Source organism: Testudinibacter sp. P27/CKL/0425, from assembly GCF_052931395.1.
In genome coordinates this window covers 2,110,729-2,137,667 of the sequence record NZ_CM128801.1, presented here as the reverse complement: position 1 = coordinate 2,137,667, position 26,939 = coordinate 2,110,729, and the positions used below count along the sequence as shown (strand labels likewise).

The 26,939-nt window shown below is 47.2% G+C and carries 21 protein-coding genes and 1 pseudogene; 8 read left to right on the top strand and 14 right to left on the bottom strand.

Going from position 1 to position 26,939, the window contains the following annotated elements; all coding sequences use genetic code 11:
* The first annotated feature begins 22 nt into the window (after positions 1-22).
* Positions 23-1,144: a transferrin-binding protein-like solute binding protein gene (locus ACUHGC_RS10620; RefSeq protein WP_446833274.1), complete on the top strand. Its 1,122-nt coding sequence runs from the start codon at positions 23-25 to the stop codon at positions 1,142-1,144.
* A 128-nt stretch (positions 1,145-1,272) separates the two neighbouring features.
* Positions 1,273-2,697, top strand: a pseudogene (locus ACUHGC_RS10615) (surface lipoprotein assembly modifier).
* A 93-nt stretch (positions 2,698-2,790) separates the two neighbouring features.
* Here ACUHGC_RS10615 and purA read toward each other — a convergent pair.
* The 11 genes from purA to focA form a co-directional block, all read right to left on the bottom strand.
* Positions 2,791-4,086 (bottom strand): adenylosuccinate synthase, encoded by a 1,296-nt coding sequence (gene purA, locus ACUHGC_RS10610; RefSeq protein WP_446833273.1) that lies wholly within the window; start codon positions 4,084-4,086, stop codon positions 2,791-2,793.
* 166 nt (positions 4,087-4,252) lie between these two features.
* Positions 4,253-5,137: a protease modulator HflC gene (gene hflC, locus ACUHGC_RS10605; RefSeq protein WP_446833272.1), complete on the bottom strand. Its 885-nt coding sequence runs from the start codon at positions 5,135-5,137 to the stop codon at positions 4,253-4,255.
* Positions 5,137-6,450, bottom strand: coding sequence for an FtsH protease activity modulator HflK (gene hflK / locus ACUHGC_RS10600; RefSeq protein WP_446833271.1), 1,314 nt, complete (start codon positions 6,448-6,450; stop codon positions 5,137-5,139). The genes hflC and hflK overlap by 1 nt, the downstream gene beginning before the upstream one ends.
* A 187-nt stretch (positions 6,451-6,637) precedes the next feature.
* The gene (locus ACUHGC_RS10595) at positions 6,638-7,657 is read right to left on the bottom strand and encodes a LacI family DNA-binding transcriptional regulator (protein WP_446833270.1); all 1,020 of its coding nucleotides are present in this window, start codon (positions 7,655-7,657) and stop codon (positions 6,638-6,640) included.
* 6 nt (positions 7,658-7,663) lie between these two features.
* Positions 7,664-9,124 carry a glycoside hydrolase family 32 protein gene (locus ACUHGC_RS10590; protein ID WP_446833269.1) on the bottom strand — a complete coding sequence of 487 codons (1,461 nt, stop codon included), beginning with the start codon at positions 9,122-9,124 and terminating at the stop codon, positions 7,664-7,666.
* 18 nt (positions 9,125-9,142) lie between these two features.
* A complete protein-coding gene (locus tag ACUHGC_RS10585) occupies positions 9,143-10,072 on the bottom strand; it encodes an aminoimidazole riboside kinase (protein WP_446833268.1) in 930 nt (309 codons plus the stop codon).
* 155 nt (positions 10,073-10,227) lie between these two features.
* Complete coding sequence (pflA, locus tag ACUHGC_RS10580) at positions 10,228-10,968, bottom strand: pyruvate formate lyase 1-activating protein (RefSeq protein ID WP_446833267.1); 741 nt, start codon at positions 10,966-10,968, stop codon at positions 10,228-10,230.
* 75 nt (positions 10,969-11,043) lie between these two features.
* The gene (locus tag ACUHGC_RS10575; protein ID WP_446833266.1) at positions 11,044-11,430 is read right to left on the bottom strand and encodes a putative toxin-antitoxin system toxin component, PIN family; all 387 of its coding nucleotides are present in this window, start codon (positions 11,428-11,430) and stop codon (positions 11,044-11,046) included.
* Positions 11,431-11,435: 5 nt separating this feature from the next.
* Complete coding sequence (locus tag ACUHGC_RS10570; protein ID WP_446833265.1) at positions 11,436-11,687, bottom strand: AbrB/MazE/SpoVT family DNA-binding domain-containing protein; 252 nt, start codon at positions 11,685-11,687, stop codon at positions 11,436-11,438.
* A 236-nt stretch (positions 11,688-11,923) separates the two neighbouring features.
* Entirely contained in the window at positions 11,924-14,206 is a 2,283-nt protein-coding gene (pflB, locus tag ACUHGC_RS10565; protein WP_446833264.1) for a formate C-acetyltransferase, read from the bottom strand.
* Between the two features lie 96 nt (positions 14,207-14,302).
* Entirely contained in the window at positions 14,303-15,127 is an 825-nt protein-coding gene (focA, locus tag ACUHGC_RS10560) for a formate transporter FocA (RefSeq protein ID WP_446834891.1), read from the bottom strand.
* Between the two features lie 630 nt (positions 15,128-15,757).
* On the opposite strand from focA, the gene hinT reads away from it, so the two are divergent.
* The 5 genes from hinT (at position 15,758) to hrpA (ending at position 22,518) form a co-directional block, all read left to right on the top strand.
* The gene (hinT, locus tag ACUHGC_RS10555) at positions 15,758-16,108 is read left to right on the top strand and encodes a purine nucleoside phosphoramidase (RefSeq protein ID WP_446833263.1); all 351 of its coding nucleotides are present in this window, start codon (positions 15,758-15,760) and stop codon (positions 16,106-16,108) included.
* 14 nt (positions 16,109-16,122) lie between these two features.
* Positions 16,123-16,485 carry a YcfL family protein gene (locus tag ACUHGC_RS10550; RefSeq protein WP_446833262.1) on the top strand — a complete coding sequence of 121 codons (363 nt, stop codon included), beginning with the start codon at positions 16,123-16,125 and terminating at the stop codon, positions 16,483-16,485.
* 5 nt (positions 16,486-16,490) lie between these two features.
* Entirely contained in the window at positions 16,491-17,300 is an 810-nt protein-coding gene (locus ACUHGC_RS10545; protein WP_446833261.1) for a phosphotransferase, read from the top strand.
* A 21-nt stretch (positions 17,301-17,321) separates the two neighbouring features.
* The gene (gene nagZ, locus ACUHGC_RS10540; protein WP_446833260.1) at positions 17,322-18,359 is read left to right on the top strand and encodes a beta-N-acetylhexosaminidase; all 1,038 of its coding nucleotides are present in this window, start codon (positions 17,322-17,324) and stop codon (positions 18,357-18,359) included.
* A 214-nt stretch (positions 18,360-18,573) separates the two neighbouring features.
* Entirely contained in the window at positions 18,574-22,518 is a 3,945-nt protein-coding gene (gene hrpA / locus ACUHGC_RS10535) for an ATP-dependent RNA helicase HrpA (RefSeq protein ID WP_446833259.1), read from the top strand.
* Between the two features lie 70 nt (positions 22,519-22,588).
* On the opposite strand, the gene ycaO is transcribed toward hrpA, so the two are convergent.
* Entirely contained in the window at positions 22,589-24,346 is a 1,758-nt protein-coding gene (ycaO, locus tag ACUHGC_RS10530; protein ID WP_446833258.1) for a 30S ribosomal protein S12 methylthiotransferase accessory factor YcaO, read from the bottom strand.
* Positions 24,347-24,546: 200 nt separating this feature from the next.
* On the opposite strand from ycaO, the gene ACUHGC_RS10525 reads away from it, so the two are divergent.
* Positions 24,547-24,888: a YegP family protein gene (locus tag ACUHGC_RS10525; RefSeq protein ID WP_446833257.1), complete on the top strand. Its 342-nt coding sequence runs from the start codon at positions 24,547-24,549 to the stop codon at positions 24,886-24,888.
* Positions 24,889-25,242: 354 nt separating this feature from the next.
* Here the strand turns inward: ACUHGC_RS10525 and ACUHGC_RS10520 are convergent, their stop codons facing one another.
* Both ACUHGC_RS10520 and fbp read right to left on the bottom strand, forming a co-directional pair.
* Positions 25,243-25,755, bottom strand: a complete 513-nt coding sequence (locus tag ACUHGC_RS10520) for a hypothetical protein (RefSeq protein WP_446833256.1) — start codon at positions 25,753-25,755, stop codon at positions 25,243-25,245.
* Between the two features lie 112 nt (positions 25,756-25,867).
* On the bottom strand, positions 25,868-26,875 hold the full coding sequence (fbp, locus tag ACUHGC_RS10515) for a class 1 fructose-bisphosphatase (RefSeq protein ID WP_446833255.1): 1,008 nt from the start codon (positions 26,873-26,875) through the stop codon (positions 25,868-25,870).
* Positions 26,876-26,939: the final 64 nt, after the last annotated feature.

Genomic DNA, 26,939 nt, shown 5'->3' with positions numbered 1-26,939 from the left:
AATAACTACAGGAACAAAAAAGATGAAACAAAGAACCCTATTTTTCTACTCCATTTTATTGTCAACCGCACTTTTATTAGCCGCGTGCGGCGGAAACGGCGGCATTGTCGAAGATCCTAAACCGGTCAATAGTAAACCGGCAAAAGCACCGGTGGTTAATTTCACCGGCGATGTGTCGTTGCCGGAAGCCAGCAAAAAAGTACCTGAACAGGGGAGCTTTTTAACCAAAGATTTTAATTATGATCACCGAGTATCGCCAACAGTGCGTTTACAAAGTCGTAAGAGAGACGGTAATGAAACGCTTACGGTTGAATATGAGGCGATGGAAGGCACGGCAGGAAATGGTAAAAAATTCAATACTGGCTTGCGTACAGTGTACTATGATAAAGATGGAAAGCTGGAAGCAATTTTAATGGGTTTTCAGAATCCGGATATAAAGTTAGCAGAGACCACAATTAGTAAGAAGTTTAAATTAGGTAAGGAGTTAAAAAAAGTCACCACCTATGATGAAGCTTTTGGACTGGGTACATATCGTGATGCCGGTTTAAAACAAGGGGACAAATATGCAGGTGCTTATGCCAGTAATGAAGATGGGGAGTCTTATATCTGGCGTGATCCGGCGGTAGCTGGTTGGAATTATCAGACTTATGGTGCATTTTCTCAATGTAACGAGCAAACTGAATCTGTGTGGGTTTATCAAAGCGTCGGTGATCAGACCAGAAAAGCAATTCCGACTCAAGGCAAAGCCGAATATAAAGGCATTGCCAGTGCAAGTCATTATGATAAAGGAACTGATAAGCCTAAATCTATTACCGCAGAGGTCTTGCTAAAAACGGATTTTGCTAAACGTGAAATAGAGTTTAGTACTAGTAAAACAAAAGTTTATATATTAGATAGCAATAGCCGGTTAGGTGATGGCGTTGATAAAAAAGAGTGGGACTTATCCGGTAAAGCTACTTGGGATAAAGGCACAAATAATTTCAAGGGTGATGATCTCGCCACGACGGATAAAAAATTTACAGGCGGCAAGATCGATGGACGCTTTTATGGCGAAAGGGTTGAGGAAGTTGGCGGCGTGTTTGGTCTGTCAAATAAAGATGGAAAAGAACAATTATTGGGAGCATTCGGCGCGCGCCGCGAATAGCGCGTGACCGCACTTTTAATTTTTCAAAGGAATGGGTTGGTTTGATCAACGCATTCCTTATTTCATTTCTGCCGAAACGGCGGGCATGAAAATGTGTTTTCTCCTTCTTTTTCAGGATCAAATTAAGTATGCGTTTTTCTTTTATTTTTCGACTGTTTTTGATCAACGGCACGCTGTTGAGTACGATTCCGGCAATCGCGAATCTGCAAAATGAAGTGCCATTGCAAACAGAAAATCTTCCCCAGCCACAAGTCTATCAACGGCATACCGCACTTGATGATTTGTCGGCAGCACAGACGGTTAAAACAGCGCAACCAACGCCGGAGCTGGAAAACCAAATTTTGCCACAAACCCTAGCGTTGATGAAAAGGGGGCAATGGCAGCAGGCAAAACAAACACTCGCGCCGCTGTTATCGCGCGTTCCGCCGTCGTTGCATGGCTTGTTTCTTGCCGGGCAAATTGCCGAACAGCAACAAGATTGGCAAAGTGCGGTCAGCTATTATCGCAAAATGTTGGCGATTGATAGCAGCCTGCACCGCCCACGCTTAGAGCTGGCAAAAGTATTTGCCAAAACCGGCGACAATAAAGCTGCAGAATATCAGTTTAATTTGGTGCTAAGCCAGCAGCTGCCGCAGCAAGTGGAACATAATGTCTATGCTCATTTGCAGCAGCTGAGATCAGAAAATGCGAGTTTTAATCTGCAATTTGCCTTGTTGCCGAGCAGCAATATTAATCAAGGCACGGCACAGCGCTCAGTGGTGCTGAAGGACGGGCGAGTTTATCAATTGAGCGAAAGCAGCCGCGCCAAGAGCGGTATCGGTTGGCAAGTTTCATTAGACGGTGAAAAACGTTTTGGCGCGAGAAATCAATGGTTTGTCAACGCTTCATTATCTCATTTGGATTACGCCAACCGTCGCCACGATCAAACTTCCAGCCGTTTGGCGGTAGGGCGGAGTTTTGGCAACCAAAAAGGGCATTCACTCGACGTTTCATTGGGCGGACATCATTTGTTGTATCAGCATAAAGGATTATACCAAGGCGTGCTTGGGCGTGCGGATTACGGCTGGCGTTTAAAACCGGATTGGAAATTATCGCTATCGTGGGAATCGCAACAGCTGCACTACCGACCGGAATACGCTTATCAGCGCGGTTGGCAACATTGGTTGACTGCGCGGCTAACCCACATTTCACAAGGCAAAACTCTCTATTATTGGGGCGTGCAGCAAGGCTTTAAGCAAACGGCGGAACGCAGCTATTCCTATCGCAGCACCGCACTTCAAACCGGCGTGCGCCACCAATTTGATTGGCAGCAATTAACCGTGGGCGGGCATTTGTCTTACAGCAAAACCGATTATCGAGATGTCATGCCAATTTTTGGCAAAATCCGCCACGATAAACGTTGGAGTGCCAGTGTGGATATTTTAAAGCGCGACTAGTCATGGAGAGGCTTTGCCCCGCGCTTGTCGTTTCACTACACCCACAATGACTCAACCATTCCGCTGAATGCGTATAAAAACCAACAAATTCGCTTGGTGTTTTCTAAAGCATTTTAAATATAAGAGTTTTGAACTTATAAAATAGCCTCTTTAGGACTTAAATTCCTTCAAAGAGGCTATATAAAATTACTACTTTATAAAAGAATAAATTTACGCAAACGGATCACGCAAAATCATAGTTTCAACCCGATCCGGGCCGGTGGAGAGGATATCAACCGGTACGCCGGTGACTTCTTCAATGCGTTTGATGTAGTCGCGAGTTGTTTGTGGCAACTGTTTTACATCGGTTACGCCGAAAGTGTTTTCTTTCCAGCCTGGAAGAGTTTCATAAATCGGCTCTACGCCGTCCCAATCTTTGGCTGCAAGTGGTGCGTATTCGAGAATTTCACCGTTTGGCATTTTGTAGCCGACACAGATTTTGATTTCATCAAAGCCGTCTAATACGTCCAGCTTAGTCATACAAAAACCGGAAATGGAGTTGACTTGAATCGCACGGCGAATTGCAACGGCATCAAACCAGCCACAACGACGCGGGCGACCGGTGACCGCACCAAACTCATTACCTTTTTTAGCAATTTCCGCACCGGTTTCATCGAATAGTTCTGTCGCGAATGGGCCACCGCCAACTCGGGTGCAGTAGGCTTTCACAATCCCTAACACATAATTGATATGACGCGGACCAAAACCGGCACCGGTAGAAACACCACCAGCGGTCGTGTTAGAACTGGTAACATACGGATAAGTGCCTTGGTCAATATCCAACATAGTCCCTTGTGCGCCTTCGAACAGGATATTATCGCCATTTTTACGCGCGGTATCTAAAATTGTGGAAACATCAGCCACCATACCGGTGATAATATCGGCAACTGCGAACACATCATCCAAGGTTTTTTGATAGTCAACCGCGTCAACTTTATAGTAATTGACCAGTTGGAAATTGTAGTATTCCAGAATATTTTTCAGTTTTTCAGCAAAAGCTTCACGATCAAACAGATCGCCGACACGTAAGCCGCGACGTGCCACTTTGTCTTCATAAGCAGGGCCGATTCCGCGACCGGTGGTGCCGATGGCTTTTTTGCCTAACGCCGCTTCACGCGCGTGATCCATTGCAACATGGTAAGGCAGAATTAACGGACAAGCTTCAGAAATCAGCAGACGCTCGCGCACATTCACGCCGCGATTTTCTAATTCGCCCATTTCTTGCATTAAGGCAGCTGGGGACAGCACCACGCCGTTACCGATCAGGCAAGTGACATTATCACGCAAGATGCCGGACGGGATCAGACGCAATACGGTTTTTTCACCATTGATAATCAAAGTATGACCGGCATTATGCCCGCCCTGATAACGCACCACATATTTCACGCGGTCAGTCAGCAGATCGACAATTTTACCTTTCCCTTCGTCGCCCCATTGAGCGCCCAGGATAACAACACTTTTCCCCATAATAATTTTACCTTTTAAGATTTGAAGATGTATCGACTAATTGTTTACTTTACTATTTTCCTTCGCGAACTACAATCAAAGTGCGGTTAAAAAACGGCTTTTTGATTGTGTTTTCGATAGAAAATAAAAGCCCTAGTTGTAATTAGGGCTAGGGTATCGGTTTGGGTTATTTCTCCGGCTGCATATAGCGGAAGAAATCGCTGCCCGGTTTCAGAATCATCATGTTGCCGTCGTTTTTAAAGCTCTTTTCATACGCTTTCAGGCTGCGCACAAAACTGAAAAATTCAGGTTCGTTGCGGAAGGCGTCGGCATACACTTTTGCTGCTGTGGCGTCGCCGCTACCGCGCAATTCTTGTGCCGTTTTATTAGCGTTCGCCAGAATCACCGTGACACGGCGATCAACATCGGCTTGAATGAATGCGGATTTTTCACGCCCTTGCGAACGGTGTTCACGCGCCACCGCATCACGCTCGGCACGCATCCGTTGGTAAATCGAGGATGACACCTCTTGCGGCAGGTTGATTTGCTTCACCCGCACATCAATCACTTGGATTCCCAGATCAGACGCGCTGTCGGCGCCGCTGTTCAAGGCGTTTAACGCGCCGGTCATCAACTCGCCGCGTGTGCCGGAAACGATGTCTTTAATCGTTCTTGAACCGATTTCAGAACGCAAACGGTCATTCACTTTACGACGCAGCAGGTTATCGGCATAGGTATAATCGCCGCCGCCGGTACTGGTGTAAAAACGTCCGAAGTCGCTGATTCGCCATTTCACATACGAATCGACCAACAGGTCTTTTTTCTCAACGGTCACGAAACGATCGGCTTGTCCGTCTTGCGTTTGGGTGCGGGCGTCCAACACTTTAATATTGTCGATGAACGGAATTTTAAAGTGGATGCCCGGATTATAAATGCTGACTTTGTTGTCGGCGTCACGCAATACTTTATTAAAGCGTAACATAATGCCGCGCGATCCTTCGCTGATCACCACAATGCTGGAATACAGAATAGCGGCTGCCAAAATACCAACAGGCAATAAAAACTTACGCATTATTCAAATCTCCCTTGGCGAGTGCTGTTTTCGTAACGTTCTTCTTGTTGTGAACCGATATAGCCGTTGTCGTTATTACTCGAGTTACTGCGTGTCGGTGCGGTGGTTTTTGCCGGGCTGCTGCCAAGTGCGGTATTTGAACCGGCGCCTTTGGCTTGTGGTGCGTCGTTGGTGCTGCTCACCGCACTTTCAGCGACTTTCTTTTGGTTTAGCATCTGTTCTAAAGGCAGAACGGTTAAATTGTTGCCGCCGCTGGAATCCAACATCATTTTCGGCGTATCCGCCATGATATTTTCCATCGTTTGAATGTATAAACGCTCGCGCAGTAATTCCGGCGCTAATTTATATTCCGGCAACAATTGCTGGAAGCGCTCCACTTCCCCTTGTGCATCAAGCACTACTTGCTCTTTATAGGCGGTGGCTTGCTCAACAATGCGTTGTGCGTCCCCGCGTGCAATCGGCTCGGCTTCACGCGCGTAGGCTTCAGCCTGGCGGATAAAGCGTTGTTCGTCCTCTTGCGCTTTGATCGCATCGTCAAACGCGTCTTTCACTTGTTCCGGCGGACGGGCGGATTGGAAGTTGACGTCGATCACTTCTAAGCCCATATCATAAGGCTTGATCACGTTTTCCAGGTAGCGCCAAGTGTCTTCCCGCACCACTGAACGACCGGTGGTCAGAATATCGTCCATGGTCATATGACCAATCACATAACGCAGCGCACTGTCGGTTGCTTGCGATAGGCTGTTTTCCGGATTGGTTACGCTGAACAGGTATTTTTCCGGATTGTTGACCCGATATTGCACGGTCATTTCGACCACAACCATGTTTTCATCTTGGGTCAGCATGCTGCCTTGGGTTTTCAGTTCGCTGATTTTTTCGATATTCACCGGATAGACTTGATCGATAAAGGTCGGTTTCCAGTTCAAACCCGGTTGCACGATCGAATTGACTTTACCGAAACGCAACACCACGCCGCGTTCCGCTTCTTTCACGGTATAAAAACCGCTGACGCCCCACACGATCGCCCCGATCACCGCGGCTAACGGCAGCAATTTGCCTAAACCGTTGAAAGAAGGTGAATTGCCGGATTGACGATTGCCGCCGCCACCCATTTTTTTCAATAGGTTATTGAACATATCTTCTAAGTCTGGCGGGCCTTGTTGTTTGTTGCGTTGCTCGCGCGGTTCATTCTCCGACTCCGGATTCCGCTGCCAGCCTTGCTCTTTTTCAGGCTTTTTTTGCCCGCTTTGCCCTGGTTTGCCCCAAGGGTCTTGATCTGAATGATGGTTGTTATCAGAACCATTCCACGACATAATATCGATTTCTCCGTCAGTTAAATATAAGTGCGGTTACTCAAAAATTGTAACAAACTGCTAACCAAAACAGCTTTTGATTGTATCACTTACCGACAGGATTACCAGTCTTTTTAGTCCGATCAACCTTTGCATTCATCGCCTTAAACCGTTGGAGGTAAATTTCAGCAAAGTGCGGTTTGTCAGGCTATTGATCGCGCCAACACAGTTCAGCGGGAATCACTTTATTATCGACCGTTTTTTTATCTAACAGCTTCAAGATCGAGGCAAACAGCTGATTGGCGATTTGTTCGTGATCTTGGCGGATCGAATTGATATTAAACGGCAGGCAATTCAGCAATTCATAATCGTCGAAAGTTGCCAAGTGCAGTTGTTGACGGCTGAGTTGATCGAGCAGATTTTTTTCGTTCAGAAAATGCAGCACGCCGACCAATAAGCCGTAAGAGGCGACAAAAACCGCTTGCGGCAAACGGCCTAAACGTTGTAGCAGCTGTTCCATCATCAGATAGCCCGATTCCGAATGATAATCGCGGTGCTGAATCCACTCCTGCTGCAATGGCAAGCCGGCTTGCTGCAAACCGCACTTGAAGCCACGCAGCCGCGCTTTACTCGGCGTGAGATCCAGCAAGCCGCCGAGATAGTAAAATTCGTTGAGTCGGTGCTTTTCGATCATGCCGCTGACCATGGCGGAAACCGCACTTTGGTCGTCGGTGATCACATATGGCAGATTGTCGGCGTCTTGAATAAAACGATCCAGTTGCAGACAGGGAATGCTGCCCAAGTGCGGATACGCTTCTTGGCTTTGCTGCACCGGGGTGATGATCAGCAGGTCAATTTGCCGTTCCAATAGATTTTCAATCGCTTTAGCTTCCAATTCCGGCTGTTCGTCGGAACAGCTGATGATCAGTTGCAGTCCGTGCTGGCGGCATAACTTTTCCAAAATTCGGCTGGTTTGCGCAAAACCGAAATTGGAAAAATCCGGAATCACCAAGCCGATAGTGTCGGTGCGCTGCGATTGCAGTGCTTTGGCGTAGATATTGGCGCGATAGTGATTTTGTTCGGCGATCGCCAGCACTTTTTCGCGCGTTTCCTCTTTAATCCGAAACTCGTCCGCACGCCCGTTCAGCACCATGCTGACGGTGGTTTTTGAAACACCGCTGAGTTCGGCGATGTCGCTCAGCGTACAACGTTTATGTTTTGTGATCATAATAAATTAGTCGTGATCCGTCCGATAGTGAATAGCCGGCAGCGGGGCAGTTTGCAGTTGTAACGGGCGAGATATTTTTAGCGTATTATCGCGATTTTTAATAAAGAAGCGCGAAGTTAACGCTTTTTCGCCACCGTTTAAGAAAATTTCAATCACCGAGCGATCGATAAAAATTTCAACTTGCTGCAAATCGGCAATCTCGCAATAACGCTGCTTGCCCAGTGTTAACATACTGTCTGTTTGCTCTGTGGTGCTGCGATCGAGGCAGAATACGCCGTCTTGATAGCTGACGGTTAAATGCTGTCCTTGCGGATTGGAAAACAGTTGCAGCTGAAAATCTTGCCGTTCGGCATCAAAGCGTAGCAAGCTGCAATCCAACTGTTCGAGTGTCGCCAGTTTTTCAACCGCAAGTGCGGTCAGCGTTTGCGGATAGCATTGCGGCAGCGGTTGCTGATAGATTTGGTTATTATGTAAGCGCAATTGGCGCGGCATGGTTAGAGTGGAGTGCCAGCCGTATTGATCGGTCGGGTATTGCAAATCCGGCAGCCCGACCCAGCCGAGCATTACCGCACTTTGGCTGTTGTCCAGTCCGGCGAAAGTTTGCGGCGCATAAAAATCAAAGCCGTAATCCAGTTCACCAAACGCTTCCACATCAAAATACAGGTTATCCAATTTGCCAACTACATAGGTCGAATGGTAATTATTTTGGAATTGGCGTACTTCACGCGCTTTGCCCTGCGGCGACCAGATAAACAGATCTTTATCGCCGATTTTCAGCAGATCAGGGCATTCCCACATAAAAATATCGGCATTGTTGAAATCAGACAGCGTCAGCTCGCCTAATAATCTCGGCGGCGTGTTGATGTTGTCCATTTCAAATACAAGTGCGGTGCCGCTCAAATTATCGCGCTGTGCACCGCAGATAAACCGCACTTTGCCTTCAGTACTGATGTACGGCTTCGGATCGCGAACGTGCTCGCTGTAACCGGCGGGCGCGCAAGTCACCAGCGGGTATTTATCCAACAATTTGCCGTCACGGCTAAACACCGCCAGATTTTGATACGGAATGCGTTGATTATCGCTGTTGCGGCGGGTGTTGCCGGTATAAAACGCCACCACATGCTCTTCCAACAGCAACGCGCCGCCGGAATAGCAGCCGTGCGATTCGAACATTTCAGTCGGAATCAGCGGCTCGGCAAGGGTGAAAGTTTGCAGATCGGGGCTGGTATAGTGTAACCAGTGTTTCATGCCGTGCAGCGCATCGTAGGGATACCATTGATAAAAAATATGGTATTTTTCGCCGTCAAACACCAAACCGTTCGGATCGTTAATTAAGCCGAATGGTGCAACCAGATGGCAATTCGGGCGAAAGTCGCGGTCGGCGGCGACTCGCTCGGCAACCGCATCTAATTCGCCCGGTTCGGCGGCGAGCAGACTTTTATATTTTCCCTGATTGAAAATCAACATAACCAATCCTTTTAAGCGTTAGGCCTGTAAATATTGTGCCAGCTGCGCTTGGTCGGGCAGGGCTGCCATCGCGCCTTTGGCGGTGATGGCCAGCGCACCACAGGCATTGGCTTGCTGAATAATCGGCACTAAATTTTCCCATTGTTGCCAATTTTCCGTTTGTGATAGTCCGGCAAGTAAACCACCAACAAACGCGTCGCCTGCGCCGGTGGTATCAACCGCCTGCACCGCTTTGCCGCTAATCAGCTGCTGTTCGCCGTTCAAATGTACCAATGCGCCGGATTTGCCCATGGTGACGATAATCAGTTTTTCAGGATAGTAGTCAGTGATAGTGCTGAGAGCCTGCTCCAGAGTATCGGTTTCGGTCAGCAAGGTAAGCTCCTCTTCGGAGAATTTCAGCACATCGGCAAGCTCGACCGCTTGCATCACGGTCATGCGCATAATTTCTTGGTTTTCCCACAGCGATTCGCGCAGGTTCGGATCGAATGAGACCATGCCGCCGATCTGTTTGATTTGCTGCATAGCGGTTAAGGTGGCTTGTTGCGACGGATTATTCAGCAACGCAATCGAGCAGCAGTGCAGCCACTCGCCACGGTTAAATTGCGGCACATCGTCATTTTGCAGGAATTGATCTGCACTTGGGTTGACCATAAAGGTGAAACTGCGTTCGCCGTCGTCATCCAGATCGACAATCACGGTGGAAGTGCGGTGCAGCGGATCGAGCAACATGAAATCGGTATTGACGTTTTCTTGCTGCAACACGTTTTTCATAAAGCGACCGAGCGGATCGTCACCAACTCGACCAATAAACGCACTTCTGCCGCCTAAGCGGGCAATTCCCACCGCCACATTCGCTGGTGCGCCGCCTGCTGCTTTCAAATAGTGGTTTTCGCCGTCGGGGATCAAATCCACAACCGCATCGCCTAATACCCAAACTTTCTGTCTCATACCGTCTCCCTTTTTCCGCTTATACAGGCTCGTAGCTAAAATTTTAGCTAAAACGGTTTAGTCTGGCAACAAAAGAGCGGTTATTGGCGGTAAAACTGTGATCGGGATCGAAAAACGGCAAAATAATTTCACTATTTTGCCGTTTAATGTAGGAATTAATAAATAACGTTGTGGTGATACTGAGAAAGGATTGCTTGAATGTGATCCATTTTTTCTTTGCTTGGCGGCAGCACGTCCTCAAGCTCGTATTTTTCGCCCATCGCTTCCCATTTGTGTTGCCCTAAGCGGTGGTATGGCAGCAATTCGATTTTTTCGATATTTTGCATATCTTTGATAAATTCGCCCAGTAGGGTAACCGAATGATCGTCATCGGTGTAACCCGGCACCACCACATAACGAATCCAAGTGCGTTGGTTGCGCTTTTGTAGGTAGCGGGCGAATTCTAAAGTCCGTTTATTCGGCACGCCGATCAGGTTGTGGTGGATAGTGTCATCCAGCTGTTTCAGATCTAACAGCACCAAATCGGTGGTGTCTAACAGTTCGTCGATCACTTCGTCATAACGGCGCACAAAGCCGTTGGTGTCTAAACAGGTGTGAATCCCTTGTTCTTTACAAGCGCGAAACCAATCGCGCACAAACTCCGCTTGTAGAATCGCTTCGCCGCCCGACGCCGTCACTCCGCCGCCCGATGCGTTCATAAAATGGCGATAAGTCACCACCTCTTTCATTAGCTCGTCAACCGTAATTTCTTTGCCGCCGTCCAGATCCCAAGTATCGCGGTTATGGCAGTATTTACACCGCATCAAGCAGCCTTGCAAAAACAGGATAAACCGAATCCCCGGCCCATCCACCGTGCCGCAAGATTCAAAAGAGTGAATACGCGCTTTAATCGTCATAATCGTCCAAAAAATAGAGTAAAAGTGCGGTCAATTTTACCTGAAATGACCGCACTTGGCGACAGTAAAACCGTGTTAAGTATATTTTTCAAGATATTGAGCAGGGGTGAGAATTTCGAGTTCAAGATTGTTTAAATCTGTGAAATCTTTATCGCCGGTGATTAAGATATCTACATTTTCAAGAATGGCGGTTGCGACAACGGGATAATCTTTTTGATCTCTGATATATAGGTCTAAAGAAAATGTGTTGGGTGTATAAACCAGTTCGTAGCGGATAATGGAAAGCAGGCGATCAATCACATCCAGTTTATCGGGAAATTTCCGTTCAGCAACCTGCTTTAATTCGTTTAATACATAAGCGGACAACACCATTGTATTTTCAAGCGCAACGGACTCAATCAGGCGGTTCATTCTTGCTGAAGGAAACAGCAGAACTGAAAGCAGCACATTGGTATCTAGCATGACTCTCATGTTTTTTCTTTCCGAAGTAATTTAATAAATTCGGTTACATCGTCTTCTGATGAAAATCCGGCTTTTTCAGCTTCGCCTTCAAAGGCTTGTTGCGCCTCTTGGATTGCAAGCATGGTAGAGTTGAGAATTTCAATTTTGCCGTTATGCTCGATAAATAGCAATTTATCACCTTCTTTTACGCCGAGCCGTTTACGAATGGCAATCGGAATAGTAATTTGTCCTTTAGACGTGACTCTGGCAAGTTCCATAATTAAGCTCCTTTAATTCCTTACTTTCCTTGTTTTCATTGTTTTCATTGTTTTCATTGTTTTCATTGTTTTCATTGTTTTCATTGTTTTCATTGTTTTCATTGTTTTCATTGTTTTCATTGTTTTCATTGTTTTCATTGTTTTCATTGTGGCATTGAATATCAGTGAATGCAATCAAAACAGAGCAAAAAAGCCCCGCCGATATGGCAGGGCTTATGCAACAGTTTAGACTAAAATTACATACTTTGAGTAAAGGTACGCGTAATCACGTCTTTTTGCTGTTCTTTGGTTAGTGAGTTGAAACGCACAGCGTAACCGGAAACACGAATGGTTAATTGCGGATATTTTTCCGGATTTTCCATTGCGTCTAACAGCATTTCACGGTTCATTACGTTGACGTTCAAGTGCTGACCGCCTTCGATAGTGGCTTCGTGGTGGAAGTAACCGTCCATTAAGCCCGCAAGATTGCGTTTTTGCGCTTCGTAGTCTTTACCTAACGCATTTGGCACGATAGAGAAGGTGTAGGAAATCCCGTCTTTGGCGTAGGCAAATGGCAGTTTAGCAACCGAAGTCAAAGAGGCAACCGCACCTTTTTGGTCACGACCGTGCATTGGGTTCGCACCCGGTCCGAATGGCGCACCGGCACGACGACCGTCAGGGGTGTTACCGGTTTTTTTGCCGTAAACCACGTTAGAGGTGATAGTCAATACCGATTGGGTCGGCACTGCATTACGGTAGGTTCTCAGTTTCTGAATTTTCTTCATGAAACGTTCAACCAAATCACAGGCAATGTCATCTACACGGCTGTCGTTGTTACCGAATTGCGGATATTCGCCTTCGATTTCAAAGTCAACCGCAATGCCGTCTTCGTCACGGATTGGTTTCACTTTGGCGTATTTAATTGCAGACAAGGAGTCGGCGGCAACAGACAGACCGGCGATACCACATGCCATGGTGCGGTAAACGTCGCGATCATGCAATGCCATCAGTGACGCTTCGTAGCTGTATTTGTCGTGCATATAGTGAATGATGTTCAGTGAAGTGACATATTGCACTGCTAACCAGTCCATGAAACTGTCAAGGCGAGTCATCACATCGTCAAAGTCTAACACATCGGCGGTGATTGGCTCGGATTTAGGACCGACTTGCATTTTAAGTTTTTCGTCCACGCCGCCGTTGATCGCATACAGCATGGTTTTCGCCAAGTTGGCGCGTGCGCCGAAGAACTGCATTTGTTTACCGACGATCATCGGGCTAACGCAGCAAGCGATCGCGTAGTCATCGTTGTTGAAGTCAGGGCGCATTAAGTCATCGTTTTCATACTGTACAGATGAAGTATCGATAGAAACTTTGGCACAATAACGCTTGAAACCGTCCGGTAATTGCTCAGACCATAGGATAGTCATGTTCGGTTCTGGAGATGGCCCCATGGTGTACAGGGTGTTCAAGAAACGGAAGCTGTTTTTGGTTACCAAAGTACGACCGTCTAAACCCATACCGGCTAAAGATTCAGTCGCCCAAATCGGATCGCCTGAGAACAGTTGATCGTATTCAGGGGTACGCAGGAAACGCACCATACGCAATTTCATCACCAAATGGTCGATCAATTCTTGCGCTTGTTCTTCGGTGATTTTACCGGCTTTCAGATCACGTTCGATATAAATATCCAAGAATGAAGAAACACGACCGAATGACATTGCCGCACCGTTTTGTGATTTCACTGCCGCTAAGTAAGCGAAGTAAGTCCATTGCACCGCTTCTTGTGCGTTGGTTGCCGGGCCTGAAATATCGTAGCCATAGCTGGCTGCCATTTGTTTAATTTGACCCAGTGCGCGGTGTTGCTCGGCAATTTCTTCACGCAGTTGGATGGTCATTTCTAAATCTTCGCCTTTTTCTAAGCGAGCTTGCAATGAACCGAATTGTTTGTATTTGTCTGCCATCAGGAAGTCAATACCGTATAGCGCAACGCGGCGATAGTCACCAATGATACGACCACGACCGTACGCATCCGGCAAACCGGTCAGAATACCGGATTTACGGCAACGCAGGATGTCTGGAGTGTAAACATCAAACACACCTTGGTTATGGGTTTTGCGATATTCGGTGAAGATTTTTTTCACCTGCGGATCTAATTGACGACCATAAACTTGGCAAGAGCCTTCAACCATTTTAATGCCGCCGAATGGGATAATCGCACGTTTTAACGGTTTATCGGTTTGCAAACCAACGATTTTTTCCAAATCTTGTTGGATATAGCCGGCAGGGTGAGAAGTGATGGTTGACGGTAGATCAGTATCGAAATCCAATGGCTCATGCGTGCGGTTTTCTTCTTTGATCCCTTCCATGACTTTGTCCCATAACGTGCTGGTGGCTGAGGTTGCACCGGCAAGGAACGCTTCGTCGCCTTCATACGGGGTGTAGTTTAATTGGATAAAATCACGCACATCGACGTTTTGCTGCCAATTGCCGTCTTTAAATCCAGCCCAGGCTTGTTGTTGAAGTTCAGTTAATTGTGTCATATCAATACATTCCTTATTTATCAAAATGAAAAATGAATACTCGCCAGAACCGCACTTGCATTGCAAGCCAAGACTGCCGATATGTTAAAACGGTTTTTAGTGGTGCTGACGATTCAAGAACCACTGCATTAAGGCGATACAAACCGCACCACCCACGATATTCCCCAGTGTAACCGGGATTAAATTCTTTACAATAAAATGCGCCATATCTAAATCGGCATACTGTGCGGCGTTAATGCCTAAGGCTTGCCAAAATTCAGGGCTGCTATAGTGCGCAGTGATGATTCCCATTGGAATCATAAACATATTCGCCACGCAGTGTTCAAAGCCGGAGGCGACAAACATCGAAATCGGTAAAATCGCCGCCAGTGTTTTATCGGTCAAGGTTTTGCCGGAATACGCCATCCACACCGCAATACACACCATGATGTTACAGAAAATCCCCAAGCTGAACGCTTCAATCCAAGTGTGATGAATTTTGTGTTGTGCGGTGTTTAAAATCACCAAGCCCCATTGTCCGTTTGCCGCCATGGTTTGCCCGCCAAACCACACCAATGCCACAATAAATAAGCTGCCGACAAAATTGCCGCCATACACCACCACCCAGTTTCTCAGCATTTGGTAAGTGGTAATTTTCTTTTCCACTCGCGCTAAAATCGTCATGGTTGAGGAGGTGAACAACTCATTGCCGCACACAATCACCATAATAATCCCAAGCGAGAACACAATCCCACCGACAAATTTTGCCATACCCCAGGCAACATCGCTTGCGCCGGTTTGGGTGGTGGCATAAAACACAAAAGCAATCGCAATAAATGCGCCCGCCGGAATTGCCGACATAAAGGAAAGAAACTGATTTTTTTGTGCTTTATACGCCCCCGCATTCACGGCAACGGTGGTGATCTGCGCCGGATTCAGCATATTGGAGGAATTATTTGTATCTGTGCTCATTTTTGAAACTTGCCCTCGAAACTAAACATTTTTTTAAGATTTATTATTTTTTTTTAGCATTATAATTTTTTGCTGATACACAAACAAATCATTTTAAGACTCTGTTTTATGTTATCTCATAAAGTGTGATATAGATCAAATCGGGCTGTTACGGCGCTGTAATGGTGTTAATGTAGTGTAAAAATCTCGTACGCTTTTTTAACTAAAAAAGTCATAAAAGATCAAATTTACGCGTTAATGTTATAATTCCAAAATGGGGTGTGAGGGGATTTTTAGTTTTTGTTGTAACGGAGTCTTATGCGACTCGATTAAAATAGCATTCTATCCCTCCCCCAGCCTTCGGCAGCCCCCTCCGTGAACGGAGAGGGCGAAAGAGAATTATTATTGATATATATGATTTTCCCTCCCTCCGCCTGCGGAGGGAGATGCCCGAAGGGCAGAGGGAGGTTATGCGGTATTTCATTTTATATTATAGTCGTATAGCAAATACAGTTACTGCAAACGAACGCGTAACTTGCTAAAACCCGCTAACTTCATTATTCTTGCCAGAATATCAGACAAAAATTTTTGAATAAAAATCTGGCTATAAAGGAGCAAATTATGTCTCAAGAAACCATTTTCAGTAAAATTATTCGACGTGAAATTCCGGCAGATATTGTGTATCAAGATGAGCTGGTCACCGCATTTCGCGATATTTCCCCGCAAGCTCCGACCCATATTTTGATTATTCCGAATCAATTGATCCCGACCGTGAATGATGTCTCGCAGGAAGATGAGCAAGCCTTGGGGCGGTTATTTGTAGTAGCGGCGAAAATCGCACAGCAACAAGGAATCGCCGATGACGGTTACCGTCTGATTGTGAACTGCAATCAACACGGCGGGCAAGAAGTGTTTCATTTGCATATGCACTTACTCGGCGGCAAAAAGCTGGGCGCGATGTTGGCAAAATAACGCAGGAAAAAATAATGAAACGATTTCTCACTCTTTTAACCGCCAGCCTGATTCTGGCAGCCTGTTCCAGCGCGCCGCCACGTTATCTGGCGGACAAACAGCCGATCGTCAATCTGGATTCGGAAATTGCGCCGCTCACCGAGATTAAAGCCGGCACACAACAGGTCAACTTAACCAATCTCAGCCGTGAATTGTTGGCATTGCAATACCAAATCACTTGGTACGATAACGACGGCGTCACCCAGCTTAGCGACTGGTCGCAATCGCCGCAATGGATGAAATTACTATTGCAGCCGAAACAGACTGAAACCATCGGGCTGGAAAAACCGACCTTGAACAGTAGTAATTACCGTATTTATGTTAAAGGAACGCCTTAACTCCCATGTCACTGTCTCGCATTCTTGCCGCTGGTTTTTGGCATTCGGAAGTGGTTTCCTGCCAGCCTTTGAACGGAATCAGCGGTTATTCCTATTCGGTGTTACTGCAAAACCAACAGCGTTTTGTGCTGCGTTTGCAACATGAAGATTTGTTGCGACTCGGCAGCCACCGTGCATTTGAAGCCGATCTATTGTTTAGTTTGCAACCGTTGCCGTTTGTGCCGCCGGTGTTTTATCAAGCTGAGGATTTTATGCTACAGCCGTGGCTTGAAGGCGAAATATTGCCGGAGTGGAACGAACCGCACTTGGCACAATTGGCTGCTTGTTTGCAGCAACTGCACCATTTTTCCGCGCTACACTCGGCGGAAATCAGCCCTCTGCCGCCGATTGATTTGATCCAACGGATCTTTTCGCTGCTGCAGCAATTACCGCCGGAACAACATGGCGCATGGCTGGTGCAACTCGACCAACTGCCGCCGTTTGTTGAAAGCGAATTACAGGTGATCGCCCACCATGATCTGCACCGACAAAATATTGTGCTACAGCCCGACGGTTCGTTCAAACTGCTGGATTGGGAATATGCCGCATGGTCCGAACCGGCGCTGGAAATGGCGTTTATGTTTGCCAACAATGAATTGGATAGCGCGCAGCAAGCCTATTTCTTGCAAGCGTATTTGCAAAATAATCCGCTGGTGAAAAATAAAACCGAGTTTCGGCGCGCGGTGGCGCTGTATTTGCCGTGGGTCAAGTTATTAAACCGCTTGTGGTTGCAAGCGCAACAGCACATTTTTGCGCCACAAGAGATCAACACATAATCAACATAACAGGAAAATCCGATGTCCACGCTTTTAATCGACTTGCAATCATATGAGTTGCAAGCGGAAGAAATTGAATTATTACAGCACCCGCTGGTTGCCGGGCTGATTTTGTTCAGCCGCAATTTTCATGATCGTCGCCAGCTACAAGCCTTGATCCAATCCGTGCGTCAGCGAGTGAAAAAACCGCTGCTGATCACGGTCGATCAAGAGGGCGGGCGAGTGCAACGTTTTCGCGACGGCTTCAGCCGTTTGCCTGCAATGCAGGCGTTTGCCGCAATGGAAAGCGATCCGCAGCGTCAGCAGCAATTGGCGCAAGATGCGGGCTGGTTAATGGCGGCGGAAATGACCGCATTGGATATTGATTTGAGTTTTGCGCCGGTGCTGGATTTGGGGCATCAAAGCAAAGCGATCGGCGATCGCAGTTTTGGCGATGAAGTGCGGTTAATCACCCGTTTAGCCGGTGCGTTTATTGACGGTATGGCACAAATGGGCATGGCGGCAACCGGCAAGCATTTTCCCGGACACGGACACGTTCTCGCCGATTCACATCTGGAAACGCCGATTGATGATCGCCCGAAAGAGGTGATTTTTGCGCAGGATATTCAACCTTTCGCCCAACTGATCCAAGCCGATAAATTACAAGCGATGATGCCGGCACATGTGATTTATCGCCAATGCGACAACCAACCGGCAAGTGGATCGAGCTATTGGTTACAACAGGTATTGCGCCAACAATTGCAGTTTGACGGTGCGATTTTTTCCGATGATTTAGGCATGAAAGGCGCCGGTTTTATGGGCGATTTTGTTGAACGCAGCCAAGCGTCGCTTAACGCAGGCTGTGAGTTGCTGTTACTATGCAACGAACGTGAAGGCGTGATTCAGGTGCTGGATAATCTGCAACACACCGCCAGCCAACAGAGCCAAGTGCGGTTGAGTCGTTTATTTAAACGTAAAACCGTGGATTGGAACAGCCTACAAGCCAGCAGCCGCTGGCTCGACGCAAACCGCACTTTAGATCATTTGCAGCAGCGTTGGTTAGATAGCAAAATGAGTTAATGATGTTTTTTGAACGTATTTTATTGTAGCAAACACCGTTGCTACATTTGGGCACAAAATTAGTCGCCATCGGCGAAACCCGATCGCGATTAACCAAACACGCAATAACAACCAACACCGTCAACCCTGTACAATCCTCCCATCTCTCTTTAAAATAACAACCTTATTTTCAGGCGCAAATCGCTAGTCTGAAACACCGATTAAACGAGAACCCATGCAGAAAAATAAACACAACAAACCGCACGTTAAGCGCCAACTCGCGCCGTTATCACCGATCCAGAAAACGCTATTGTCCCATTTAGACAACGTGATGCTGGTGGATAAACGCCGCTTATCAGGGCGGATCTACGGCTTGTCGGCGATTAAACAGGAAAGCGCACAAGCGGCAGTGGTGGCGGAGATTGAACAGGCGATTGCGCAGGCTAAAGTGCGGTTGGCACAGCGTCAAACCGCACTTGCCATTGAATTTCCTGACAACTTGCCGGTGAGTCAACGCAAAGCGGAAATTCTGAAAACCATTGCCGAACATCAAGTGGTGGTGATTGCAGGGGAAACGGGCTCGGGCAAAACCACCCAATTGCCGAAAATGTGTTTGGAGTTGGGGCTTGGCACGAAAGGCATGATCGGGCACACCCAGCCACGGCGGATTGCCGCTCGTTCGGTGGCGGCACGGATTGCCGAAGAGCTGAAAAGCGAATTGGGCGGAGTGGTCGGTTATAAAGTGCGGTTTAGCGATCAGGTGAGTGAAGACAGTCGGATTAAATTGATGACCGACGGGATCTTACTGGCGGAAATTCAAACCGACCGTTATCTGAATCAATACGACACCTTGATTATTGACGAAGCCCACGAACGCAGCCTGAATAACGATTTTATTCTTGGTTATCTGAAGCAATTATTGCCGAAGCGCCCTGATCTGAAGCTGATCATCACTTCTGCAACCATTGATGTGGAACGCTTTTCCCAACATTTTAACCATGCCCCGATTATTGAAGTTTCAGGGCGCACCTTTCCGGTGGAAGTGCGCTATCGCCCGTTGAGCGAAGAACAGGATCAAGACCAAATTCAAGCGATTTTAACCGCGGTTGACGAGCTGCAAGCGGAAGGACGTGGCGATATTTTGGTGTTTTTAAGCGGTGAACGGGAAATTCGCGATACCGCCGATGCGCTGCAAAAACAACAAGCACGTGGCGGGTTGAAACACAGCGAAATTTTACCGCTCTACGCCCGTTTGTCGGCACAGGAACAAAACCGCATTTTTCAACCGAGCGGGCTGAATCGGATTGTGCTTGCCACCAACGTGGCGGAAACCTCGCTTACCGTGCCCGGGATTAAATATGTGATTGACCCCGGTACGGCACGGATTTCACGTTATAGCTACCGCACTAAAGTGCAACGTTTACCGATTGAAGCGATCTCACAAGCGTCGGCAAATCAGCGTAAAGGGCGCTGCGGACGGGTTTCGGAGGGGATCTGCATTCGGTTGTATTCTGAGGACGATTTTAACGCACGCCCAGAATTTACCGACCCAGAAATTTTGCGCACCAATTTAGCCTCGGTGATTTTGCAAATGACCGCACTTGGCTTGGACGATATTGAATCCTTCCCGTTTGTTGATGCACCCGACCGCCGTTATATTCAAGACGGCATCAAGTTGCTGGATGAGTTGCAAGCGTTCACGCTGGTGAAAAGCAAACAAGGCGAGCAGCGCAAGCTCACCCCTGAAGGCAGACAACTGGCGAATTTGCCGGTTGATCCCCGTTTGGCAAAAATGGTGTTAACGGCGGCGGCGTTTGGTTGCTTGCGAGAAGTGATGATTATCGTCGCAGCGTTGTCGATTCAAGATCCGCGTGAACGGCCGCAAGAAAAACAGCAAGCCGCCGATGAAAAACATCGCCGTTTTGCCGATGAACAGTCCGACTTTTTGGCATTTACCAACCTGTGGGAATACCTGCAACAGCAGCAAAAAGCCTTGAGCAACAACCAATTCCGCCGTTTATGCAAAACCGAGTATTTAAACTATTTGCGGATTCGGGAATGGCAGGATATTTACCACCAACTGCGCTTAAGCGTGCGTGAAATGGGGCTGCACCTCAATTCCGAACCTGCCGATTATGTGGCGATTCACCGTGCGTTATTAAGCGGCTTGTTATCGCATATCGGGTTGAAGGAAGCGGAAAAACAGCAATATTTAGGCGCACGCAACGCCCATTTTTCGCCGTTTCCCAATTCGGTGCTGTTTAAGAAAAATCCAAAATGGCTGATCGCTGCTGAACTGGTTGAAACCTCTAAACTGTGGGGGCGCATGTTGGCGAAGATCGAGCCGGAATGGATCGAACCGCTGGCAGGGCATCTCACCAAATCCAGCTATTCTGAACCGCACTGGGAAAAAGCCAAAGGCGCGGTGATCGCCAATGAAAAAGTGGTGTTATACGGCATTCCGATTGTGGCGGCACGTCCAGTGAATTACGGCAGAATTGATCCGCAAGAGAGCCGTGAGATCTTTATTCAAGCGGCACTGGTGGAGGGCAATTGGAATACTAAACACAAGTTCTTCTACCAAAACCTGAAACTGATTCGTGAAATTGAGGAGCTGGAACACAAAAGCCGTCGGCGTGATATTTTAATTGATGAACGCCAATTGTTCGAGTTTTACGATCAGCGTGTCGGGCAAGAGGTGGTGTCGCAAAAGCATTTCGACAGCTGGTGGAAAACCGCACAAGCTAAAAATCCAGAATTATTGAATTTTGAAAAATCGTTTTTAACCAATGACGACGCACAGAAAGTCAGCCATTTGGATTTCCCGAATTTTTGGCAGCAAGGCAATTTAAAATTAAAACTCAGCTACCAATTTGAACCCGGCAGTGAAGCCGATGGCGTCACGGTGCATATTCCGTTGTCGTTGCTGAACCAAGTTGAACCGCAAGGGTTCGATTGGCAAATTCCGGGGCTGCGGCGTGAGCTGGTAATCGCCCTGATTAAATCATTGCCGAAAGCGATGCGGCGCAATTTTGTGCCCGCGCCGAACTATGCCGAAGCCTTTTTAGGCAGAGCCGAGCCGCTGGTAAAACCGTTGCTAGAGAGCCTGCAATATGAATTGCGCCGCATGACGGGCGTAACGGTCGATCCTGAACTGTGGAACAGTGAGCAGCTTGAACCGCACTTGAAGATCACTTTTCGGGTGATTGACGACAACGGACGTAAACTGCGGGAAAGCACCGATCTGGATCAGCTCAAATTTGAGTTGAAAGATCAGGTGCAGCAGAGTTTGTCGGCGGTGGCGGATGACGGCATTGAACAGAGTGGCATTCACATTTGGAATTTCGACAGCCTACCGCACTTTTACCAGCAGAAGAAACGGGGTTATAGCGTTAAGGCGTATCCTGCACTGGTGGACGAACAGCAATCGGTCGGGATTAAACTGTTTGAAACCGAATTTGAACAGCAGCGTGCGATGCAACAAGGTTTGCGCCGTTTGCTGCTGCTGAATGTGCCGTCGCCGATTAAATACCTGCATGAAAAGCTGCCGAATAAATCTAAGCTCGGGCTGTATTTCACCCCGTTTGGGCGCGTGTTGGATCTGATTGATGACTGCATTGCCTGTGCGGTGGACAAACTGATCGCCGATTTTGGCGGCGTGGTGTGGGAAGAAGCGGATTTTCAACGGCTGCGTGATCATGTGCATGAGCAGTTAAATGAGATCACGGTGGATATTGCGCAGCAGATGGAGCGAATTTTAACCCAAGCGTTTGAAATCAATAAACGGCTGAAAGGCAAAATGGACTTCACCATGGCGTTTGCGCTGTCGGATATTAAAAGCCAAATGGCACAGCTGATTCATGCGGGCTTTGTGCAGCAAAACGGCTATCAGCGTCTGCCCGATCTGTTGCGCTATTTGCAAGCAATCGACAAGCGGATCGACAAACTGGTGCAAGATGTGAACCGTGATCGCGCCAATATGCTGCGGGTGGAAAAAGTCAGTGAAGCGTATCAACAACTGCTGGCAAAATTGCCGAAATCCCAGCCGATCAGCGATGAGATTTTAGCGATCCGCTATATGATTGAAGAGCTGCGCGTGAGCCTGTTTGCGCAACAATTGGGCACCGCGTACCCGATTTCCGATAAACGGATTATGTCGGCGATTCAAGCTGCTTCGTGATGCGATAACTCCGCCCTGATACACAGGGCGGTGTGTGAAAAGCGAGACTTACGCCCACTAATACCGCACTTTACCCTTTTTGCAGCTTGGCTTTTTGCAGCTTGTCGTAAGCCGCCAACAGTTTTTGGTGTGCGGCAAATGTTGTTAGAGATTCATCGCCGGCGATCAAATCATAGAAAGGGTTGCCGCCGTTAATCGCATTCCAGCAGGCTTCAACCGCACTTTGACCGTATAGACGCTCGAACACCGCACGATATTGTTGCGGATCACGGCTATTGTCGATAAATAACTCCAACGACTGCACCAAGCAGCGGTAGTAGTTATTGCGCTCCTGCGTGAACACCGATGAGGTGGTGTCAATCGTCCACGTCGCCCATTCCAAAGCGTTTTCCAAATCGCCGCAAGCCAGATAAAGCATGGATTTCAGTTCGCCGATGCGCAAGGTTTGCCAACCGGATTTCGGCGGCGCAACAACCCCGATAAATTCACGCACTCGGGTGTAATCATCAATCGCTTGCAGATCTAACTGTTCCAATAATTCAAGATAATCGGCTTTTTGGTGGTGAAAGTGCGGTAAATCGAGCAGAATTTCACGCCACTCCATGCCCATATTGTTATTGGCATAGATCAGATCGTCCGCCGGATAAATATCCGACATCCCCGGCACGATAATCCGACAAGCATAAACATCTAAATGGTTGTAATCCATGATATAGACTTCTTTCTGAGCGGCATTGAAAATCGCCATCAGGTTGGCAAATTCCTGTTCGGTGCTGCCGGAAAAATCCCAATCAACAAACGGATAATCACTTTGCTGTTTGAACAGATCCCACGAGATCAAACCGCTGGAATCAATAAAATGGGTTTCCAAGTTGGCGTGTTCGGCAACATCGTCATTGTCAAACGAAGGCGGCGTAAACACATCGAGATCTTTCAGGCTACGCCCTTGCAGCAGTTCTGTTACCGTGCGTTCTAAAGCCACTTTAAAATTCGGGTGTGCGCCAAATGAGGCAAAGCACGTGCCGTTATTCGGATTCAGCAAAATCACACAGATCACCGGATATTTCCCGCCTAATGACGCATCATAGGCTAAAATCGGGAAACCCTCTTTTTCCAGTGTGGCAATCGCTTCTTGAATTTCCGGATAGCGATCCATTACGTTGCGTGGAATTTCCGGCAAACTGATAGCTTCGGCGATAATTTTATTTTTAACATAGCGCTCAAACACTTCCGACAAGCCTTGTACTCGTGCTTCGTTTTCACTGTTGCCCGCTGACATGCCGTTGGAAACGTATAAATTGGCGATAATGCTTTGCGGAATATACACCGTTTGTTGATCACGCTGGCGCACATACGGCATCGCAACAATGCCGCGTTCAATGTTGCCGGATTGCAGATCCACCAATTGCTCCGGAGTCAGTTCTTGATTCGGGTTGTAATATTGATGCAAATAGTCGTCTAAAATCCCTTCCGGCAAACGATCTTCATCATCAATTGCAAACCATTTTTCATTCGGGTAATGCACAAATTCGCCGTTGGCAATTTGCTTGCCGAGGAAAAAGTCAGCAAAAAAATAGTTGGTGGAAAGCCGCTCAAAATATTCACCCAATGCCGAAGCCAGTGCGGCTTTGCGACTTGCGCCTTTGCCGTTGGTGAAACATTGCGGGCAGTCGGTATCACGGATATGCACCGACCAGACATTCGGCACAGGATTCAGCCATGAGGTTTCTTCAATGTTGAAACCCAGTTGGGTCAATTTGGCTTGAAAGCGTTGAATACTGTCTTCCAAAGCAGCGTCTTTGCCGGTGATATAGGTTTGCTGGCTCATGTTCTTCTCTCATTACGAATTAAATTGAACGGCATGATAGGCAAGAACCGCACTTTCAGCAAGAAACATTTGTGATGAAAGCCGATTTTTGATTAAAAACTGATTGAAATTTAGTGTAAAAAACTTATTCTAATGTGAGTGTTTCGGAAGGATTTTATCCTTCGAAATTATCGCGTTGTTCAACAGAAAAGGAGAAAGCAATGGCACAAGGGTGGTATGAATTAAAAGTGGCAAAAGACGGGCAGTTCATGTTCAATCTGATCGCGGCCAACAGTCAGGTTATTTTAACCAGTGAGTTATATAAAACCCGCGCAGCGGCAGAAAATGGTATTGCATCGGTGCAAAAAAACGGCGCAGATGAAACCGCGTATGAAATTCGAGTGGCAAAAAATGATAAGCCGTATTTTATTTTGAAAGCCAAAAATCATCAGGAAATCGGACGTAGTCAGTATTACAGCTCAGAAGCCGTCGCCAAAAAAGGCATCGCCTCTGTTGCTCGCAACGCGTCAACTACGGTGATCAAAGACAAAACCGCAGCATAATTTGCGATTTTCATCATCTAAAAAACCGTGACCGGATTGCCGGTGACGGTTTTTTGTTTAAATCAAACGTTGGTTGGGAAGTTGATGTCGTGTGGGCTTGTAAGCCCATGCTACACGATCTGATTAAAATTACACGCTATCCCTCCCCCAGCCTTCGGCAGCCCCTCCGTAAACGGAGAGGGCGAAAGAGATTTTATTGTTCATTATTAGTCATATAAATGATTTTCTCTCCCTCCGCGTGCGGAGAAAGATGCCTGAAGGGCAGAGGGAGGCTATGCAATATTTTTCAAACACAATTGTTACACAGGTTGATACAACAAAAGTGCGGTACACCTGATCTGCACCCCAAAAGTTTTAATAAGGCACTTCCAAGCGTCCGCCGTCTAAATATTGAATGCTTTTCGGCAGGGTTACTGCTTCGATTTCCGGGTTTGGCGAAAGGAAAAAAATGCGGTTATGGCGGGAAATCGAATGAATCGGGAACACGAAATCGACGCTACGGTTTTGATTTTGATCCATACCGGAGTTGAATACCACCTGAAATTCTTTATTGAAAATAATATGTCCTTGGTAGGTATAAATTGCTAGCCATTCCACCGAATGAATCGGCTTTTGTGAGGTGATGTTGATTTTATAGCGCAACACCAAATTGGTGTTTTCCTGATCCGTAGTCAAAAAATATTCCGGGCCGTCGAGGTCGACCCGGGATTTAAATTCGTTTAGCAACGGCGAATTCGGCGATGCATAAGTCGCAATGTCTTGGGATTCCTCAGTTGTTTTTTCGGCATTGGCGTTGAATAAAGTCGAGCCGATAATCAACGACGTGACAATCACAAAAATTGAACCGTATTTTATTATTACATTCATTATGCCTTACCCGCGCGCCGCGACTTATAATCACAATGCAGAACGACGAACATACGATACCATATGCCACATTACATTGTGATTTAATTACGGTGTTTGAATCAAACCTCTTTTATTGATCTCGGTATTCTGACATAAATTGGGTTGCTTTTTCCACCATATTTTTTGAGCCGATAAACAACGGTGTGCGTTGGTGCAGTTCGGTCGGCACAATATCAAGAATGCGGTGGTAGCCGTCACTCGCCAAGCCGCCCGCTTGTTCCGCTAAAAATGCCATAGGGTTGCCTTCATACAGCAACCGCAGTTTGCCCAACGGATAGTGAGTTGAGGTCGGATAAATATAGATTCCGCCTTTCAGCATATTGCGGTGGAAATCCGACACCAGCGATCCGATATAGCGCGAAGTGTAAGGGCGGCAGCTGCTGTCGTCTTCCTCTTGGCAATATTTCAGGTATTTTTTCACGCCCATCGGGAATTTGAGGTAGTTGCCTTCGTTAATCGAATAGCAAGTGCCGTCTTGCGGAATGCGAATATTTTCGTGCGAAAGAATAAACACCCCCAAGGACGGATCATAAGTAAAGCCGTTCACCCCATTGCCGGTGGTGTAAACCAGCATGGTGGAAGAGCCGTATACGATATAACCGGCGGCAACTTGTTTATGTCCGGGCTGCAAGAAATCCTCCAGCGTCACGGCATTGCCGATCGGCGAGATGCGGCGGTAAATCGAGAAAATCGTACCGACCGCTACATTCACATCAATATTTGACGAACCGTCAAGCGGATCGGTCAGAATTACATATTTTGCGTTGCGCCCGCGTTCGGTATCAAACGCGACAAAATTTTCTTCTTCTTCCGAACCGAAACCGGCGACTTCATCACGCGCAATTAATGCGGCTTTCATTTTTTCATGGGCGAAGGCGTCGAGTTTCATTTGTTTTTCGCCTTGCACATTTTCGACTCCGGAATTGCCGATAATATCATTGGTCAGCCCGGCTTTATTAATGTCGCGATGAATAATTTTCGCAACCAGACGGATCGAGGAAAGAATGCCGCTCAATTCCCCTTTGGCGTTCGGATAGTCCGCCTGTTTTTCAACGATAAATTCGCCTAATGTTTTCATCTTTCCTCCAGATAATTAAACGCAATAATTTAAACAGAAACCTGCGATGTTTTATTGTATAATC

Excerpts from the sequence above, each read along its gene's own strand:
- pflA (WP_446833267.1), bottom strand. The coding sequence starts at position 10,968 with ATGACGATTAAAGCGCGTATTCACTCTTTTGAATCTTGCGGCACGGTG.
- hflC (WP_446833272.1), bottom strand. The coding sequence starts at position 5,137 with ATGCGTAAGTTTTTATTGCCTGTTGGTATTTTGGCAGCCGCTATTCTG.
- ACUHGC_RS10595 (WP_446833270.1), bottom strand. The coding sequence starts at position 7,657 with ATGATCACAAAACATAAACGTTGTACGCTGAGCGACATCGCCGAACTC.
- focA (WP_446834891.1), bottom strand. The coding sequence starts at position 15,127 with ATGCTGAATCCGGCGCAGATCACCACCGTTGCCGTGAATGCGGGGGCG.
- nagZ (WP_446833260.1), top strand. The coding sequence starts at position 17,322 with ATGTCCACGCTTTTAATCGACTTGCAATCATATGAGTTGCAAGCGGAA.
- ACUHGC_RS10525 (WP_446833257.1), top strand. The coding sequence starts at position 24,547 with ATGGCACAAGGGTGGTATGAATTAAAAGTGGCAAAAGACGGGCAGTTC.
- ACUHGC_RS10520 (WP_446833256.1), bottom strand. The coding sequence starts at position 25,755 with ATGAATGTAATAATAAAATACGGTTCAATTTTTGTGATTGTCACGTCG.
- hrpA (WP_446833259.1), top strand. The coding sequence starts at position 18,574 with ATGCAGAAAAATAAACACAACAAACCGCACGTTAAGCGCCAACTCGCG.
- ACUHGC_RS10545 (WP_446833261.1), top strand. The coding sequence starts at position 16,491 with ATGTCACTGTCTCGCATTCTTGCCGCTGGTTTTTGGCATTCGGAAGTG.
- pflB (WP_446833264.1), bottom strand. The coding sequence starts at position 14,206 with ATGACACAATTAACTGAACTTCAACAACAAGCCTGGGCTGGATTTAAA.
- fbp (WP_446833255.1), bottom strand. The coding sequence starts at position 26,875 with ATGAAAACATTAGGCGAATTTATCGTTGAAAAACAGGCGGACTATCCG.
- purA (WP_446833273.1), bottom strand. The coding sequence starts at position 4,086 with ATGGGGAAAAGTGTTGTTATCCTGGGCGCTCAATGGGGCGACGAAGGG.
- ACUHGC_RS10575 (WP_446833266.1), bottom strand. The coding sequence starts at position 11,430 with ATGCTAGATACCAATGTGCTGCTTTCAGTTCTGCTGTTTCCTTCAGCA.
- ACUHGC_RS10550 (WP_446833262.1), top strand. The coding sequence starts at position 16,123 with ATGAAACGATTTCTCACTCTTTTAACCGCCAGCCTGATTCTGGCAGCC.
- ACUHGC_RS10585 (WP_446833268.1), bottom strand. The coding sequence starts at position 10,072 with ATGAGACAGAAAGTTTGGGTATTAGGCGATGCGGTTGTGGATTTGATC.
- ACUHGC_RS10570 (WP_446833265.1), bottom strand. The coding sequence starts at position 11,687 with ATGGAACTTGCCAGAGTCACGTCTAAAGGACAAATTACTATTCCGATT.
- hinT (WP_446833263.1), top strand. The coding sequence starts at position 15,758 with ATGTCTCAAGAAACCATTTTCAGTAAAATTATTCGACGTGAAATTCCG.
- hflK (WP_446833271.1), bottom strand. The coding sequence starts at position 6,450 with ATGTCGTGGAATGGTTCTGATAACAACCATCATTCAGATCAAGACCCT.
- ACUHGC_RS10590 (WP_446833269.1), bottom strand. The coding sequence starts at position 9,124 with ATGTTGATTTTCAATCAGGGAAAATATAAAAGTCTGCTCGCCGCCGAA.
- ycaO (WP_446833258.1), bottom strand. The coding sequence starts at position 24,346 with ATGAGCCAGCAAACCTATATCACCGGCAAAGACGCTGCTTTGGAAGAC.
- ACUHGC_RS10620 (WP_446833274.1), top strand. The coding sequence starts at position 23 with ATGAAACAAAGAACCCTATTTTTCTACTCCATTTTATTGTCAACCGCA.